The organism is Skermanella sp. (genome assembly GCF_059503625.1).
On sequence record NZ_JCACHA010000628.1, the window covers coordinates 1 to 15,532 of the forward strand.

Annotated in this window: 17 protein-coding genes and 1 pseudogene; 8 read left to right on the forward strand and 10 right to left on the reverse strand. The window is 65.7% G+C overall.

The features are described 5' to 3' along the window. Positions 1-372 precede the first annotated feature (372 nt). A complete protein-coding gene (locus AC5JJ6_RS18335; protein ID WP_496043429.1) occupies positions 373-2,004 on the forward strand; it encodes a sensor histidine kinase in 1,632 nt (543 codons plus the stop codon). Between the two features lie 278 nt (positions 2,005-2,282). Here the strand turns inward: AC5JJ6_RS18335 and AC5JJ6_RS18340 are convergent. The 3 genes and pseudogenes from AC5JJ6_RS18340 to AC5JJ6_RS18350 form a co-directional block, all read right to left on the reverse strand. Then, positions 2,283-2,534 (reverse strand): annotated as a pseudogene (locus tag AC5JJ6_RS18340) (IS3 family transposase); the annotation flags it as partial. Positions 2,535-2,566: 32 nt separating this feature from the next. Then, positions 2,567-3,685 (reverse strand): alanine dehydrogenase, encoded by a 1,119-nt coding sequence (gene ald / locus AC5JJ6_RS18345; RefSeq protein WP_496043430.1) that lies wholly within the window; start codon positions 3,683-3,685, stop codon positions 2,567-2,569. Between the two features lie 130 nt (positions 3,686-3,815). After that, the gene (locus tag AC5JJ6_RS18350; RefSeq protein WP_496043431.1) at positions 3,816-4,352 is read right to left on the reverse strand and encodes a site-specific integrase; all 537 of its coding nucleotides are present in this window, start codon (positions 4,350-4,352) and stop codon (positions 3,816-3,818) included. Positions 4,353-4,368: 16 nt separating this feature from the next. Between AC5JJ6_RS18350 and AC5JJ6_RS18355 the strand changes: the two genes are divergently transcribed. Next, the gene (locus AC5JJ6_RS18355; RefSeq protein ID WP_496043432.1) at positions 4,369-4,494 is read left to right on the forward strand and encodes a hypothetical protein; all 126 of its coding nucleotides are present in this window, start codon (positions 4,369-4,371) and stop codon (positions 4,492-4,494) included. 166 nt (positions 4,495-4,660) lie between these two features. After that, entirely contained in the window at positions 4,661-4,828 is a 168-nt protein-coding gene (locus tag AC5JJ6_RS18360; protein WP_496043433.1) for a hypothetical protein, read from the forward strand. 48 nt (positions 4,829-4,876) lie between these two features. On the opposite strand, the gene AC5JJ6_RS18365 is transcribed toward AC5JJ6_RS18360, so the two are convergent. Both AC5JJ6_RS18365 and AC5JJ6_RS18370 read right to left on the reverse strand, forming a co-directional pair. Then, entirely contained in the window at positions 4,877-5,164 is a 288-nt protein-coding gene (locus tag AC5JJ6_RS18365; RefSeq protein WP_496043434.1) for a cupin domain-containing protein, read from the reverse strand. A 65-nt stretch (positions 5,165-5,229) separates the two neighbouring features. Then, a complete protein-coding gene (locus tag AC5JJ6_RS18370; RefSeq protein ID WP_496043435.1) occupies positions 5,230-5,994 on the reverse strand; it encodes a Crp/Fnr family transcriptional regulator in 765 nt (254 codons plus the stop codon). A 188-nt stretch (positions 5,995-6,182) separates the two neighbouring features. On the opposite strand from AC5JJ6_RS18370, the gene AC5JJ6_RS18375 reads away from it, so the two are divergent. From AC5JJ6_RS18375 to AC5JJ6_RS18385, 3 genes are all read left to right on the forward strand, one after another. Further along, positions 6,183-6,908, forward strand: a complete 726-nt coding sequence (locus tag AC5JJ6_RS18375) for a Crp/Fnr family transcriptional regulator (RefSeq protein WP_496043436.1) — start codon at positions 6,183-6,185, stop codon at positions 6,906-6,908. Between the two features lie 191 nt (positions 6,909-7,099). Next, complete coding sequence (locus AC5JJ6_RS18380) at positions 7,100-7,483, forward strand: PAS domain S-box protein (RefSeq protein WP_496043437.1); 384 nt, start codon at positions 7,100-7,102, stop codon at positions 7,481-7,483. Further along, positions 7,443-7,760, forward strand: coding sequence for a hypothetical protein (locus AC5JJ6_RS18385; protein ID WP_496043438.1), 318 nt, complete (start codon positions 7,443-7,445; stop codon positions 7,758-7,760). The genes AC5JJ6_RS18380 and AC5JJ6_RS18385 overlap by 41 nt, the downstream gene beginning before the upstream one ends. A gap of 235 nt (positions 7,761-7,995) precedes the next feature. On the opposite strand, the gene AC5JJ6_RS18390 is transcribed toward AC5JJ6_RS18385, so the two are convergent. Both AC5JJ6_RS18390 and AC5JJ6_RS18395 read right to left on the reverse strand, forming a co-directional pair. Beyond that, on the reverse strand, positions 7,996-9,105 hold the full coding sequence (locus AC5JJ6_RS18390; protein WP_496043439.1) for an MBL fold metallo-hydrolase: 1,110 nt from the start codon (positions 9,103-9,105) through the stop codon (positions 7,996-7,998). 24 nt (positions 9,106-9,129) lie between these two features. Further along, positions 9,130-10,131, reverse strand: a complete 1,002-nt coding sequence (locus AC5JJ6_RS18395; RefSeq protein ID WP_496043440.1) for an NAD-dependent epimerase/dehydratase family protein — start codon at positions 10,129-10,131, stop codon at positions 9,130-9,132. Between the two features lie 77 nt (positions 10,132-10,208). On the opposite strand from AC5JJ6_RS18395, the gene AC5JJ6_RS18400 reads away from it, so the two are divergent. Continuing rightward, the gene (locus tag AC5JJ6_RS18400) at positions 10,209-10,745 is read left to right on the forward strand and encodes a TetR/AcrR family transcriptional regulator (protein ID WP_496043441.1); all 537 of its coding nucleotides are present in this window, start codon (positions 10,209-10,211) and stop codon (positions 10,743-10,745) included. Between the two features lie 456 nt (positions 10,746-11,201). On the opposite strand, the gene AC5JJ6_RS18405 is transcribed toward AC5JJ6_RS18400, so the two are convergent. The 3 genes from AC5JJ6_RS18405 to AC5JJ6_RS18415 form a co-directional block, all read right to left on the reverse strand. Continuing rightward, the gene (locus tag AC5JJ6_RS18405) at positions 11,202-12,056 is read right to left on the reverse strand and encodes a hypothetical protein (RefSeq protein WP_496043442.1); all 855 of its coding nucleotides are present in this window, start codon (positions 12,054-12,056) and stop codon (positions 11,202-11,204) included. Between the two features lie 281 nt (positions 12,057-12,337). Then, positions 12,338-13,390, reverse strand: a complete 1,053-nt coding sequence (locus AC5JJ6_RS18410; RefSeq protein WP_496043443.1) for a DUF808 domain-containing protein — start codon at positions 13,388-13,390, stop codon at positions 12,338-12,340. 240 nt (positions 13,391-13,630) lie between these two features. Continuing rightward, the gene (locus tag AC5JJ6_RS18415) at positions 13,631-14,806 is read right to left on the reverse strand and encodes an epoxide hydrolase family protein (protein WP_496043444.1); all 1,176 of its coding nucleotides are present in this window, start codon (positions 14,804-14,806) and stop codon (positions 13,631-13,633) included. Between the two features lie 124 nt (positions 14,807-14,930). On the opposite strand from AC5JJ6_RS18415, the gene AC5JJ6_RS18420 reads away from it, so the two are divergent. Beyond that, positions 14,931-15,428, forward strand: a complete 498-nt coding sequence (locus tag AC5JJ6_RS18420) for a LysR family transcriptional regulator (protein ID WP_496043445.1) — start codon at positions 14,931-14,933, stop codon at positions 15,426-15,428. Positions 15,429-15,532: the final 104 nt, after the last annotated feature.

Genomic DNA, 15,532 nt, shown 5'->3' on the forward strand with positions numbered 1-15,532 from the left:
AACTACCTTGCCAACTCAGGCTACGCGTTCGACTAAACCTGAAATGCTCTAGGTTTGGCTTCATGGCCGGTGCCGGGAGACCCACATAGCACCGGCAACAGTTAATTTGATAGATCGGAAAGAATCCCTGCGCCCCGCAAAAGAAGCAGAAACCAGACCGACGCTGGCAGCAGGGCGTCACTACATTCTTCCGCACTTCGCTCCATTGCTTGCGGAAGGCGTAGCCTCTAGCAGACTTGTCTACCGATTTATCTGCAATCGCTGTCTGTCCGCGCTTACACTGGTGGTTTCCCATGAATGTTATCAAGGTGGCGCTACCAAATACGTCAACCTATATCTTATAGGTAGCGCATATACCGGTGGGCACGCGTCATGGATGCATCCCGACACGATTTTCCTGCGCCATTCGCCCTCATCCAGGCGTCGCCGGCCGACAACCATCGGCTCGCTCCCGACCTTGAGACCAAGCGCCTGGCCGCGCTGCATCGCTACGAACTGCTCGACACGCCACCCGAGGCGGAGTTCGACGGTCTTGCATCCCTTGCGGCTGATTTGCTCGACGCTCCGGTTGCTCTCGTCTCACTCGTCGATGACACGCGGCAGTGGTTCAAAGCCCAAGTTGGCTTCGGATTGGCTGAAACGCCACGCGCATGGTCGTTCTGCGAGCATGTACTTCGGGAGACCGCAGGCAGCGTCCTGGTCGTGCCCGATGCCGCATGCGATCCCCGCTTCGCGGCAAATCCGCTGGTCACCGGCGCCCCCCGCATCCGCTTCTACGCCGGCGCTCCGCTGCTGACGCCGGAGGGCGTGGCGCTCGGCAGCCTCTGCGTCCTCTCCCCCAACGCGCGGCCAGAGGGGCTGCAGGTCGCGGAGCGGCGGCGCCTGACCGATCTGGCGGCGCTTGTCATGCGTGGCTTCGAGCTGCGTAGCATAGCGCGTCAGGCGGCGAAGCTTGCGAGCGAGGCAGAGGCTCGCCGGGCGGGAGAGGAGCGACTTCGCCTGTCGCTCGAAATCGCGGGGGCCTGTGCGTGGGAGTTCGACCCCCAATCAGGCATGTCGCTGTGGGACCCTGCCGCGCATACCTTACTCGGCATGCCTCAAAAGATTGCTTTCAACGAGGCAATGGACCGTCTCATCCACCCGGACGATCTCGGGCGGGTGCGGGCGGCTATTCTGCAAGCCATCGACCCATCGAGGGGCGGGAGCTACGCTGTCGAACACCGGGCCGCCCTGATCGCTTCGGATGGGCGTCCACGTTGGCTTCGTTCGCTGGGCCAGGCGTGGTTTGCAACCGACAGCCAAGGTGCCCGTCGGCCGGTCCGGCTTGTTTGCGTGACGATGGATATCACGGAGCAGCGGCTTGCCGTAGAGCGGCAGGCACTCCTGGTTGCCGAGTTGAACCATCGGGTCAAGAACACCTTGGCCGTTGTTCAGTCGATCGCAGAGCAGACCCGACGGGCGACAAGCCCGGCTTTCGACGCACAGCCCTCGCGCTTCCATAAAGCGTTTCGGGACAGGCTGCTTGCGTTGGCAAAGACGCACGAACTGCTGACGGTGGGTGCCTGGCAGGGCGCCACGTTGACCGAGCTTGTGAATGCCTCCCTGCGTCCGTTCACCGCGCCGTCTGCCGCGGAGGCGAAGTCACGTATCGACGTGGCCGGCCCATTGGTGCGGTTTCCGCCGGAGCCTGCCGTCACCCTGGCGCTGGCCCTCCACGAAATGGCATCCAATGCAGCCCGCTTTGGAGCTCTCTCGTCGCCGCTCGGCCGCGTCAGCGTGGCCTGGCAGGTTTCCGCTTCACCAGCGGCGGTCGAGCTTTGCTGGATCGAACAAGGCGGGCCGCCAGTGGCCGGGCCGCCGACGCATTGCGGGTTCGGCACGCGGCTCTTGGAGCGAGGCCTGGGCCATCAGCTCAAAGGAAGCGTGACGGTGGAGTATGCTCCCGCGGGCCTTCGCATCCGGCTGCGCGTCCCGCTCGGGCGTGCCACGGCATTAGTCGCCTGAGCCAGCGGTATGTCGCTCGGCTATTGTCGGCTTTGCGTCGGCCCGCAACGCCGCCCCGTACGGGGACAACGGCAGGGTTGGGTTCCGCTGCACCTAGCATGGGTAGGGCGTACCGCCAACGAGGCGAGGGCGACGACCCGACGCATGGAGGAAGGGGTCGGCCTCGATAATGGGCATCCATCCGAAGCCCGGCGAAAGCAAGCGATGCGCCGGCTTTTCATAGGTCATATAAGGCAGGACCAGATCGGCTTGGCTGGCAGCCTCATGGATTTGACCTGCTATCGGCTTGGTGGACGTTCATTGTAGCCTGTTTTGGCCCACTGCTCGAAGTCAACTGGGCTGAGGTATCCGATGGTAGGGTGGCGGCGCCGCGAATTGTAGAAGCGCTTAATATAGTCGAACACGTCGGCCCGTGCCTGATTGCGGGTGCGGTAGACCTTGCGGGCGATGCATTCGGATCTCAGCGACGAGAGGAAACTCTTCGCCGCTGCGTTGTCCCAGACATCGCCGGACCTGCTCATGGCGCTTGTGCCAACGCTCAATCCAGAAGTGTACCGCAGCGCTAGCCGCCCAGCGCCTTCGACAAAGGCAGAGCTGCCAGCCCGCGCGCCTGAGCCACAGCAGGATGGACAATATGCCCTGCATGGATGTTCAGCCCTTGCGCGAGATGTGGATTCTCTGCCAGAGCGTCCGGAAAGCCCTTGTCGGCCAACTGCAAAATATAGGGCAGCGTTGCGTTGTTCAGCGCGACGGCACTGGTCCTGGCTACCGCGCCAGGCATGTTGGTGACGCAGTAGTGCACCACGCCATCCACCACGTAGGTCGGGTCGGCATGGGTGGTGGGGCGGGAGGTTTCGAAGCAGCCACCCTGATCAATCGCGACATCGACCAATACGCTCCCAGGCCGCATGGCGGCGACCATAGCGCGGCTCACCAACCGAGGCGCCGCAGCGCCAGGGATCAGCACGGCGCCAACGACTAGGTCGGCTTCGATCACTGCTTGTTCCGTTGCTTCCGCCGTGGCGAAGACGGTGGCGACACGGCCAGCGAATTCTCGGTCCAGCGTGTCGAGTACCCGCGGATTGCGATCCAGTACCGTGACCTGAGCTCGCATCCCGGCCGCGATTCGTGCAGCGTTCGAGCCGACGACACCGCCGCCGAGCACGACAATACGCCCAGGCGGAACGCCTGGCACTCCCGAAAGCAGGATACCGGCGCCACCCGCTTCCTTCTCCAGGCAGCGGGCGCCGACCTGGATAGCCATGCGGCCCGCCACCTCACTCATCGGCGCCAGCAGCGGCAGGGCACCCGTGGGGTCGGTCACGGTTTCATAGGCGATGGCGGTGCAGGCGCTGGCCAGCAGACCTTCAGTCTGTTTGCGATCGGGGGCGAGATGTAGATAGGTGAACAGCATCTGGCCACGGCGGAGTTGTGCCCATTCAGCCGGCTGCGGTTCCTTCACCTTGATCACGAGGTCGGCTGCAGCGAAGACGGTGGCTGCGTCCGGGGCAATGGTGGCGCCGGCATCAGTATAGCTCGCGTCGGGAAATCCGATGCCCGTGCCAGCGCCGGTTTCAACCAGGACATGATGACCGCGCTGCACCAGTTCCCGCACCGAGGCGGGGACCAAGCCGACGCGATATTCGTGGACTTTCACTTCCTTAGGGACACCAACCTGCATGGCGTGCTCCGGCCTTTTTGTGCTGTTAGCGTTATCGAACTGGGAGCTTGCCCTGAAATCATGAGTATCGGTAGGTGTATGGTTGGCGCCATTTGAAAAGGCCCAGGTCGTGCCCTTTGTTGGCGATTGCTCATCTCAGAACAACAGCCTCACCAACCAGTCGCGATCGGATTTCGTCGCCGGTACAGCGCAGGTGCCCACGGTCGATGCCGATCAGCTTGGACCGGCGCAGCGCACAGGCAAAGCCTAGTAGCAGCAGGGCGTGGTCGCACAGGCCGGCCTGGTCGCCACCGCAGGCGGCGACCAGCCTGCGCAGCTCGGCGAAGGTCAGCGCCGCTGCCTGACGGCTGCGGCTACCGTGCCGGCGGTAGATGCCGGGGATGGCAGGATGGCGGGCGGACCAGTCGAGGCCGCGCAGGCGGTGCTGCTGGCCGATGGAGGCCAGCCGGCACTCGAGCCGGGAGCGAGAGTACAGGCCGGCGAGCAAGGCGAGATAGGCGGCGACGGCTGCGGGCTCGGCCGCCAGCGGGGCGCAGCAGAAATGCGCCCAGTCGGCGGCATAGGCCCGCAGTGTCTCCGGGGCGAGCGCCTCCCTAGCATTGGCCTGGGCGGCGGCGAGGGCTGCAGCGCCGACCGGGGCGAGGCCCCTGCCTTGCTCAGGCACCACCGCTGGCGACCCGGTGTTGCAGCTCGCGCAACTGCATCCCGGTCCGCTCAGCTCGCACCGCAACCTCAGCGGCGGCATTCTCGGCCTGCGTCACGGCAGCGCGGCGCTGCAGCGCATCGGCAACCGACTATCAGGTCTGTAAAGCCGGTGCCGCTGAAGCCGCGTCAGCGTGCGCCTTAGGGCAGTTCCATCACCAAGTGCTCGTAGTTTGTGAGAGTGCGTGTCGCGGTGGCTGGTTGGCTGTCCAGGTGGCACCGTCAAGTCGAGCGCTACTTGGCCGGCGGAACCCGGTCCGGCAGGGGCTCCACATGGTCCCGCCAGCCACCAAGTCGCCCTATTCCGGGTACCGGTTTCCCGCCGAGGTGATCAGCCACGCGATCTGGCGGTACTTCCGCCTCCCGCTCCGCTTGCGCATGGCCGAGGAGATGCTGGCCACACGTGGCATCGTTGTCAGCCATGAGACCGTGCGGCAGTAGACACTCAAATTCGGCCAGGAGTTTGCCAACCGGATCCGGCGGCAGCGCTCAACGTCCCCGGCCACTGCCGCCACATGACGCAGGATCCGGGCCGAGCAGGATGCGCCAGGTGCTGAAGCCGTGACTCAGACGCTCGAACCGGCGCGGCGCGCCGGCCGGGGCGAACAGCACATCACCGACGGCGCATTCCAGCACCTCGCCATCGCAGAGGAGTGCGCCCTCGCCGGAGATGACGACGCAGACCGCGTCACGATCCCCGGGCTCCTCCGGCCATTCCCCGGGTCCGTCCCGGGCCTGGAACTCGAAGACGGGGCCGCCATCGCCTGCTTCCAGCACTCGCACGGCTTGACGCGGTCTGGCCGGGCGGGCGGGCGCGGATTCCGAGGGAGCTGGGTTCTCATCTAGATCAGGCCCTCCACCCGCTTGCCCGGGACGCTCCGGGGATCCTTGGTGGCGCGGTCCAGGTGCAGGTAGTTCGGGCTGAACTCGGCCGCGTCGCGCAGCCCGGCCCGGTCGAGCACGGTCACCCGCCAATCCTCCACTGCGATCAGGCCCTCCTCGCGCAGCCGCTGCAGCGTGCGGTTCACATGCACCGTCGTCAGCCCGGTGGCGTCGGCGAGGTCGGTCTGCGTGACTGGCCAGTCGAAGCTGTCATCGGCCGTGGCGTCCACCATGCGGTGCCGCACCAGTACCTCGTAGAGGATGTGGGCGATCCGCTGACGGGCATCGCGGCGCCCGAGATCGACGATCCGCGCCCGCAACACAGCCTCGTCCTGCAGCGTCCCCCACCAGAGCGGCAGCGCGATGCCGGGACGGTCGAGCAGCAGCTTGCGCACGTCCTCGCCGGGGATCGCCGCCACTTCGCACGGCCCGAGCGCACAGATGCTGTGGTCCATCTCCTTCAGGATGAAGATCTCGGCGTCGCAGAGGTCGCCGGGCACCAGAAAGGCCATGATCTGCCGGCCGCCATCAGGCAGCAGCTTGTAGCGGCAGGCCAGGCCCGAGAGCACCAGGTGGCACTCGGGCGAGTGCTCGCCCTCACGGATGATGTCCTGACGCGGCTCGTAGTGCTGCCGGCGCAGCGAGGCAAGATCGTCCAGCCGCCGACGATCCTCCTCGGAGAACGTCGTGAACTGCTCCATCTTGGCGGTCCAAGGATTGGCCATGCAGTAGGCTCCTCTCCGGGGGCGCTCGCCCGGCCCCTCCTGAGCCGGAGAGGCAGGCCTGATCCCTTGGCCATATCACCATCCTGACCGCCTCGGTCGCAGAAGAAGGCGCCGGCCGCGTTCACATGCGTTAATGCGCCCTCCTCCCGCGTGGCCCAAAACGGCGTTCTGGAACGCGGGAGAGCGACATGAGTGGCGTCGAGCAGTCCGCCGTGCGCAACCGGCTCCTCGCCGCGCTGCCGCCGGAGAGTTTTGCGCGCATCGCGCCTGCGCTGGAACGCGTGGAGCTGCCCAGCAACCTGTGCCTCCACGGGCCCGGCGAGCCGATCGGGGCCGTCCACTTCGTCGAGGCCGGCGCGGTCTCGCTGATGACGCTGATGATCGACGGTAACCACGTCGAGAGCGGAACCGTTGGCCGCGAGGGCTTCGTCGGGCTCCCCCTGCTGCTCGGGGCCGACGCTCGGCCGGCGGAGGCGAGGGTGCAGATGCCCGGCGCCGCGCTGCGCCTCGGCGCGGCCAGGTTCCGTGATGCGGTGGAGGCGGATGCCGGGCTGCGGCTTCTGCTGCTCCGCTTCACCCTGGCATTCCACGGCCTGGTCGCCCAGACGGCGGCCTGCAACGCACGCCACCAGCTGGAGCAGCGCCTCGCGCGCTGGATGCTGATCGCCCATGACCGGGCGGAGAGCGACGAGCTGCCGCTCACCCATGAGTTCCTCTCCGTCATGCTTGGGGTGCGGCGCGCCGGCGTGACGGTGGCGGGCATCCTGCGCGACGAAGGGTTGATCCACTACGATCGAGGGCATGTCACCATCCTCGACCGCCCCGGGCTGGAGGCAACCTCCTGCGAGTGCCACGGCGCCACGCGGGCCGAGTTCACCCGCCTGCTCGGGCGGGCCGGGGCGGGCGGCGTATGACGCCGTCGCTACCCGTTGTGCGAATCTGGACAGACGAGCTCCCGCAGATGATCAAACGGGCGCATTTTGCGCCGAAGGGGCGCCATGGTGCTTGCGAATGCAACCGGGGCAAAATGACGACGAGGCCGAGCGCGGCCAGCACACTGCCGGCGTGCAGGGAACCCATGCCGCAGGGGGTATCTGCAGCAAGCGTGACCGAGCTCGAAGCAGAGGTCACAGCCTTGCAGGCCGAAGCAGCGCGCGGGCGCTTGATCCTCGATGGCGCGACCGACTACGCCACTGTGACCTTGGAAGGGACGGGTTGCGTGACCAGCTGGAACGAAAGCGCACGGCGCGTCCTCGGCTACGAGGACGCGGAGATCCTGGGGCGCTTCGCGCAGGTCTGGTTTCTACCGGAGGATCGCGGCGCCATCGTCCCGAGGCTCGAGATGTGCCGGGCCCAGGGGCAGGACCGCACCGAGAACGAGCGTTGGCACCTGCGCAAGGACGGCACGCGTTCCTGGGCGAGCGGGTTGATGATGCCGGCCGAATGCGGTGGTCACGCTCAACCTTGCCTTCGACGAGCTCGCCACTAATGCAGCCGAGTACGGTGCGCTCTCTGTTTCCGATGGCTGTGTCGAGCGAAGCTGGTCCTTGAGGCAGTCGGCAGACGCTGTCCCCCTCGTTGAGACTGCCTGGCGCGAGCGCGGCGGACCGCCGGTGCGGCGGCCGGAGCGGCGCGGCTTCGGCTCGCGGCTGCTGGAGCGCGGCCTGACGCAGGAGTTCGGCGGCACGGTGCGCCTCGACTTCGCGCCCGCGGGCCTCGAATGCGACATCTGCCTGCCGCTCGGTGGAAAGGCCGACACGTGGTGAGTGATGCAACGCCGCTGCTCACAGGCGGAGGAGGCTGCTGGCCACGAACATGCCGGAGGAGTGGCTTGCAACCGAACGGCGTGGAAGCGCTTGCCCTTCTCCGGCAGATCCCGGCTATCGACATCACGCCGACGGATCGCGGACGACCTGTCACATGTAAAGGGATCACACTCTGTAGATCCGGCGTGAGCTGTGATGTCGCAGCAACCTCCCGCGATACTTTGCTGGGGGTAGATCAGGTTCCCGCAGCCCTCGTCCAGACCAGCCCAGGCCGAGCGGCGACGAAGCATGTGGGCTCAACACCTGCCGTGATGAGAGCTCCCGCGAGGTCGGTAAACGGGCGGTCGACGCCCTCGTTGGTGAGCTTGAAGGTGCCCCAGTGGTATCCAAGTGCTTGGCGTGCGCCGAGCAACTTGAATCCCTGCACTGCGTCGTCCGGGTTCATGTGTTGGTCCGCCATGAACCATCTGGGCTCATAGGCGCCGATTGGCAGCAGCGCGAGCTCGAGTGGTCCGTGCTTCTGCGCAACCCGTTTGAACGGGCGTCCATCATCGAAGCCAGTGTCGCCGGCGAAGAAGATGCCGCCTCCCAGGCCGCGCAGCACGAAGCCGCACCACAGGGCGCGGTTACGGTCCCACAGTCCGCGTGCCGTCCAGTGGTGGACCTGCTCGAGTACCACCTCGATCCCATTCCTGAGCGGCACCACGGCATCCCAGTCGGCAGTTGTGACCTCGATGGCCTGGTCGTGTCCCCGGATGGCCACCTCATTGCCAAGCGGCGCGATGATCCGCGGCCGATCACGGTGCCAGAGGCGTGCCAAAGTCTCGACGTCGAGATGGTCGTAGTGGCCGTGCGATACCAGCACGACGTCGATAGGCGGCAAGTTGTCGAAGGCGATGCCGGGTGGATTGACCCGCTTCGGACCGACAAGGGAAGACGGGCTTGCGCGCTCGGACCAGACAGGGTCGGTCAGGATGTTCAGCCCTGCTCCTTGAATGAGGAAGGTTGCGTGTCCCGCGAAGGTCACGCGCAGCGCCTTGCCATCGACACGTGCCGGGGGCCGGTCCGGCAGGAATGGGTTGGGATAGCGATCAGGCCAGTCCTCATTGTTTCCGCCGAGCCTCCAGCGTACCAGATCGACAACACCGCGAGGGGCCACGCCGCCTGGATTGAAGAAGCGCTCGCCGTCGAAGTGGTCACTGATCGGCCTTGGGTGGCTTGTGATGCCGCCACCAGAGCAGCCCCCAAACCAGGGAAGCGAGGCCAGCACCGGCATGGCACCGAGCATGGCCGCGAGGCGCCGCCGGGTTGTGTTCCACCTGGGCCGGGGTTGGTTTTCGGTCATTGAGTGTCCTCGGCTGTCAAAGCGTCAGGCAGAAGCCGTCGCTTGGCTTGAACCATCTGGCCTGCGCATGCGGGCGACTCCCTCGGCCCAATTTATGACCGGCACATAGCCAAGGTCGCGGCGGGCCTTGGTGATGTCGAGCGTGAAGTCCTGGCCGATCATGCGTAAGGTCTGGCGCGTGACGGGCGGCTTGGAGCGGAGGCCGAGCAAGCGCCAAGCCGCTTCCATGCCCGCTGCCATGCGCCAGGCGAGCCCGAAGGGGGCGCTGCGCGTGATAGGTGGAACGCCGCGCGTCCCGAGAAGATCGGCCAGCACCTCTTTGAGGGTGAGATCATTCCCGTCCGTCACGTAGTATGCCTCGCCGCCCCGGCCCCTCTCGGCAGCCAGGATCAGGCATTCCACGACGTTGTCGACGTGACTAGTGGACATGACCTGCCGCCCGGCGTCCGGCAGCGCGAACTGGCCGCTCCTGGCCGCAGCAACCATCGCATCCAGCATCGGCATCCCCTCACCCCAGACCAACGGCGGCCGGACGACGACCGTGCAAAGCTCAGGCGCATTCGCCTGCCGCACCAAGCGTTCGGCCTCAGCCTTTGTCGCAATGTAGGGGCCCCATAAGGGTGCCTGGAGCGGCAAGTCTTCCGAGACGTTCCTCATTGGCACCGGCCTTCCCTGGACGACGGCGGAGGCCCCGACTGCAACGAATGTGGACACGCCCACGGCCTTGGCCGCCGCGAGCATCGTTCGAGTACCGAGTACGTTCACCGTGTGGAAGACGTCGTACCGGTCCCACTCGGTCAGGTGGCCAGCGACGTGAAAGACCGTGTCGCAGCCCCGCATGCCCGCGCTGATGGCATGCTCGTCCAGCAGGTCGCCACGGCAGGCGACCGCGCCCGCCTTCTCGACTGCGGCGGCTGCGGCTGTGCTACGGGCCAGCGCCACGATACGGACGCCACGGGCGGCGAGCCTGCGGATCAATGGTCTGCCAACGAAGCCCGATCCCCCTGTCACGAACGCGGTCTTCATGCTAACTCCTATAGCATCGCTATACGTGGTATATAGCATCGCTATAGCGCTCGCAAGGCCTGTTCCTGAAGGTGATGATGGCGACCGAAGACCAGATCCTGGCCGCTGCGGCCGACCTCCTGGAGAGAGATGGCGCCTTCACGACACGCGCGGTCTGCCAGGCGGCAGGAATCACGGCCCCGACGCTGTACCACCACTTCGGTGACAAGGACGGCCTGCTCAGGGCCGTCGTGGCTCAAGGCATCGACAGGTTCATGGCGCAAAAGCGGGCGAACCGACAAACGGCAGATGCCATGGCTGATTTGCGACGGGGCTGGGACAGCTGGATCGCATTCGCGCTTGAGCGCCCCAAGCTTTTCCGCCTCATGATCGAGAGCAGCCGGGCCGACACAACTGCGAGCCGCGAAAGCTTCGTCATCATGCAAGCGATCGTCGAGCGCCTTGCCGCTGAACGACATCTGATGACCGACGTCGACACGGCAGCGAGGACGATCTGGGCTGCCGCCAGCGGGGTCTGGAACCTGATGCTGGAGGGCACACCCGCAGCCGACATCAAACGCTCGGGAGACCTGTTGTTCGACGCGCTAATGGCCAAGCTGGTGCAACCGAAGTAACTGCTCGTGCACAATCAAAGGCTCAGGATCCATTAACTCGGGGTATCGCCTGATCTGATTGGCTGACTCCATGGCGGCCGGAGGTGCTGCCATGGCCGATCCCCCAGGACAAAGCCCTCTATCTGGAGAGACGCCGCATCGAGAACATATTCGCGCGCCTGAAGGACTGGCGGCCCATCGCCATGGGCTATGCCGATGCGCCCACACCTCGATGTTTGCCATCTGCCTGGCCAGCACCGCCCTTGTCCGGATTCATGAGTCTGGACCCTTGCAGATCTAACCCGGGCGGGACTCGTCGCATGTGATCATAGCCCTGAAACTCCTGTGGCGAAGCGTTCATGCCGCTACTCAATCTTGGTTCTATGGCCGGATCTGATGCGTCTAGGCGGTCGCAGCTCCCCGATCCAGGCAACTGCCGAGACGGGTGGAATGCGGGGACTTGCAATCGCCCACGACTCAGCGCCAACCCTCGCTGAGTTGCCACTGCACGGCAAAGGCGATCTGAAAGCTCGGCGAGTCCCGGGTGGTCCCAGCACCCGCAGCCAGGCCGAGCACTGTTCCGCTCTGCAGCCTGTGGCGGATACCCGCCTGGACCACGCTGTAATCCCGGTCTCCGCGTTCCTGCTGCTCCCGCGCATAGGTCAAGACCAACGCTGTATCACGGGACACGGCCTGCCCGACCGAGGCGTTGACGAGGAAGCGGTTCGGCCGCTCCCCCGGCTGGGGATCGATGCGTGCCACCCAGCCGAGGTTGACATGGAGGCCAAGCGGTCGTTCCCCGCCCCGAAGGGTCTTGCCGACGAGGGCCACGGCCTCAGTCTCGTAGCCGGTCCTGCCTGGTCCGTAGAGCGTCCGCACCCGTCCAAGCAGGCCCACCGCCGGTAAGCGGCCCCGGCCATCGCTGAGCTGGTACAATGCGCCGAACCGCGTGGCGCCACCCCACAATGCTCGGCCCGCATCATCCGAGCTGCCCGATAGGTCTGTCACGGTACCCAGCTTGCGCCGGGTCTCGAGGTTGCCGTAGGCGCCGGTCTGGCCGAGGCGGAGCTCAAGGCCGGGGACAATGCCCATCTCAAGCTCCGCCTCCACCCCTCTGGTGTTGCGGACGCGACCGCGGCGAGCCCGCTCATAGGACCCGACAAAACCGATCTCCGCAGCGCCGGGCGCGGTGGCAATGGGATCGGTGATTTCGAAAGGGTCGTCCGCCAGCTCGATCGGCTCGTCCTGCGCCACTGCGGGCCGTACGGCGACCATGAGGAGCGGCAGCAAGACCGCCGCATGGGCGAGAGCGGGCAGCAAGCGGTATAGCATCGGGACTCCCGGTGGCGGAGGCGCCTGTCGCGCCAGGGATGCCAAGCTTGATGGTTGAACCCCGGACGGTGTCCTCCGTTCCGGAGACGCTGCCGTTCTCGGCAGGGGCAGTCAGCAGCTACCTTGGGCAGGCTTCCAGGCGGAGGCCTCCCGGTGCCGAGTGCAGTGACAGGCCTTTGGCGCTCGGCTTGGCGCGAGGTGGAGTGAAAGGTTCAGGTCCGCCTCGGATCGCTCCCCACTCAAGCCTAACCGGACCCTGCCGGCAGCGTCGGCACCCCCTGTCAGCCGCCCGCCGCTCCGTGTCCCTTCGGCTCGCGCCGGAACAGGCCGATCAACGGCGACACCACAAACTGTGCCACGGGGATCAGCACCGCGCCGACCACCAGTCCCACCACACCTGAACCCGCCGCCGTCGCCAGCCATTCCACGGCCCCCGCAACCGCCGGCACCGCGCCGGCTGCCGCGACGGCGGCGCCGTGGATGGCGTGCTCCACCCCTGGCAGGCCGTAGCTCGCCAACCCATGCACGATAATGCCGCCGCCCACCCACACCATCGCCGCCGTGCCCACGATTGCCAGCACCTTGAGGAACCAGGGCATCCCGGCCACCAGCCCGCGCCCAATCGCCTGCGTCACCGGCCGCACCGAGAGATCGAAGTCGCTAGGCTGGCCAATTTGCCGGCGAAAGATCGCCGAGATCGGGCGCTCGCCGGCCGCCATCGCCAGCCCCGCGTCGTCCGCCTTCACGATCAGCGCCACCACTCCGTAAACGCCCACTGTAATGCCGATGCCCACGATCGCCAGCACCACCGCCTGCTCCCACAGCGGCACGTCGGGTAAGGTGCCCAGCGTGATCGCCATGATCTCGGCCGATAGGATGAAGTCGGTGCCGATGGCGCCACGTATCTTGGCGTCTTCCAACGCCTTGGGGTTCTCCGGCGGTGCCAGCACCGCCGCCTCGTGGTGGCTGGCCCTGTGCGGCGCCACCGCGTGCCAGACCTTTTCCGCTCCCTCGTAGCAAAGGTAGGCCCCGCCCAGCATCAGCAGCGGCGTGATCGCCCAGGGCGCGAATAGGCTCAGCAGCAGTGCCCCGGGGAGGAGGAATAGCATCTTGTTCTTGAGCGATCCCCAGGCGATCCGTGCCACGATCGGCAGCTCGCGCGCCGCGGCAAAACCCACCACATAGCGTGGCGTCACCGCCGCGTCGTCGATCACTACGCCCGCCGCCTTGGCGCCCGCCTTGGTCGACTGCGCTACCACATCGTCCAGCGAGGCCGCCGCGACCTTGGCCAGTCCGGCGATGTCGTCCAACAGCGCGATCAACCCTGTGCTCAAGCGAAGCTCCTCTGTAACGCGCGTGCGCGACCACCATGAACGATTTGTAAGCTCACTGCGACCCTAGGAGTTCGCTTCGAAGATATCAGGACCAGGTCGCGGACGGCGCTGGTACCCGCCGGAGGGGCTAGTACTGTGTCAGGCCGAGTGCAGCTGTAGCGTTAGCTGGATGAAGCCAGAGGCAGATGGCGCGAAATGCCCTGCTGCCTCTGTATACGGGCAACCGTCGGGAGGAGGTACTTAGCGTCCAGCGTTGGCACGGAGCGGCCGGAAGAAGTTGCGGATATCCTCCGCCAGCGGGCCGGGCTGCTCGAGTGCGGCGAAGTGACCGCCCCGTGGCAGCTCGGTCCAATGCACGATGTTGAACGCGCGCTCAGCCCAGCTGCGTGGCGGCATGGGCAACTCGCGCGGGAGCCTAACAACCCCGCATGGCGGAAGGATCTTCTGGCCCGACGCAAGATGAAAGGGGCGCTCCCGCGAGCCGGCGTAAAAGCGAGCCGCCGAATGGGCCGTGTTCGTAATCCAGTAGATCATCACATCAGTGATTAGATCATCGATCGGAATCGCCTGCTGGGGCACAGTTTCGCAATCGCTCCAGCTCTTGAACTTCTCCAGCATCCAGGCCGCGAGGCCGATCGGGGAGTCGCTCAGCGCGTGGCCCAACGTCAGTGGCTTCGTCGCCTGTATGGCGATGTAGGCGCCTTCGGCCTCTGACCAGCGGCTGACCCTGTCGAGGTAATCCTGCTCTTCTGTTGTCACCGGAGGATCGGAGGGGCCCACACCTGGCCGAAAGCGGCTCGACAGGTAGTTGAGGTGCAAACCTATCATCCGCTCCGGGTGCTGCAGCCCCATTGAAGCGCTGACCCACGATCCCCAGTCACCACCCTGCGCGCCGAAGCGGGCGTAGCCGAGCCGATCCATTAGTTTGACCCACATGTCTGCCACCATCGAGTAGTTCATCCCGGGCTTGTTCGGCCGGCCGGAGAAGCCGTGGCCAGGTATGGAGGGCACAACCACCGAGAAGGCGTCCTCCTCAAGGCCCCCATGTGCCGCGGGATTGGTCAACATCGGGATGATCTGGAGCATCTCAACGAAGCTGCCGGGCCAGCCGTGCGTGATTATGAGCGGTATCGGGTTTGGCCCGCACCCTTGCTGGTGGATAAAGTGGATGGGCAAGCCGTCGATGTCCGCCGTGTAATGGTCGAGGGCGTTCAATGCGGCCTCGGTGGAGCGCCAGTCATAGCGGTGCAGCCAGTGGTCCGCGAATTCTCGCATGTAGGAGACGGGCGGCCCATAGTGCCAAGGCTCGGCATCGGTATCGTCCGTCCAACGTGTGCTCGCAATGCGTTCCCGCAGATCGGCAAGGACCTCGTCGGGCACGTGGATCGAAAACGGCTGCACAGTATCGAAGGGCATTGGACCTCCTCGCGGCTTTCACGGCCAATAAGCCCCTGGCGCAACCGCAGTCGGCAATCTATCCGTTTGATGAACAGAGTGAATACTGGTAAAGCGGTTGCAGAATTTCACTGTGTGAAAGAGTATGAACCGCCTGCGGGAGTTGCAGACACTCGTCGCAATCATCAACACCGGTGACCTCGCTGGTGCCGCCCGCCGTTTGAACCGATCGCCGCCTTCGATCAGCCGCGACCTAGCCGACTTGGAACGCCGCGCCGGCGCAACGCTGGCCGAGCGGTCTACCCGCAGTTGTCGGCCGACGCCCGCTGGTATGCGCGTTGCCGAGGATGCTCGGCCATTGGTCGCCAGCTACGCGGAAGTGATAGGCCAGGCAGCAGGGGATGCTAGCGAGCCACGTGGTCTTGTCCGTGTCACGGCCCCAATCACCTTCGGCGTGAACCTTGTGGCCCCGCTCATCACGCAGTTCCTCGATACCCGCCCTGAGGTGACAATCGACCTACAACTGCTCGATCGCGCCGTCGACCTGGTCGAAGAGGATTTCGATCTGGGAGAACAGTTCTCTGATCGCGCATCCAGTGGGTCGGCTTCGACGTGTGCTGGCCGCCGGTCCTGCTTATCTTGAAGCCGACGGCGTGCAGGCCCATCCCAGCGAGCTGGCGCAGCATAAGGTGTTAGAGCCTGTCCGAGAAGTTTATGAGCGGCCAAGCGCCTTGCCATCAGCTTGAT

Excerpts from the sequence above, each read along its gene's own strand:
- AC5JJ6_RS18335 (WP_496043429.1), top strand. The coding sequence starts at position 373 with ATGGATGCATCCCGACACGATTTTCCTGCGCCATTCGCCCTCATCCAG.
- ald (WP_496043430.1), bottom strand. The coding sequence starts at position 3,685 with ATGCAGGTTGGTGTCCCTAAGGAAGTGAAAGTCCACGAATATCGCGTC.
- AC5JJ6_RS18360 (WP_496043433.1), top strand. The coding sequence starts at position 4,661 with ATGGTCCCGCCAGCCACCAAGTCGCCCTATTCCGGGTACCGGTTTCCC.
- AC5JJ6_RS18370 (WP_496043435.1), bottom strand. The coding sequence starts at position 5,994 with ATGGCCAATCCTTGGACCGCCAAGATGGAGCAGTTCACGACGTTCTCC.
- AC5JJ6_RS18375 (WP_496043436.1), top strand. The coding sequence starts at position 6,183 with ATGAGTGGCGTCGAGCAGTCCGCCGTGCGCAACCGGCTCCTCGCCGCG.
- AC5JJ6_RS18390 (WP_496043439.1), bottom strand. The coding sequence starts at position 9,105 with ATGACCGAAAACCAACCCCGGCCCAGGTGGAACACAACCCGGCGGCGC.
- AC5JJ6_RS18395 (WP_496043440.1), bottom strand. The coding sequence starts at position 10,131 with ATGAAGACCGCGTTCGTGACAGGGGGATCGGGCTTCGTTGGCAGACCA.
- AC5JJ6_RS18400 (WP_496043441.1), top strand. The coding sequence starts at position 10,209 with ATGGCGACCGAAGACCAGATCCTGGCCGCTGCGGCCGACCTCCTGGAG.
- AC5JJ6_RS18405 (WP_496043442.1), bottom strand. The coding sequence starts at position 12,056 with ATGCTATACCGCTTGCTGCCCGCTCTCGCCCATGCGGCGGTCTTGCTG.
- AC5JJ6_RS18415 (WP_496043444.1), bottom strand. The coding sequence starts at position 14,806 with ATGCCCTTCGATACTGTGCAGCCGTTTTCGATCCACGTGCCCGACGAG.
- AC5JJ6_RS18420 (WP_496043445.1), top strand. The coding sequence starts at position 14,931 with ATGAACCGCCTGCGGGAGTTGCAGACACTCGTCGCAATCATCAACACC.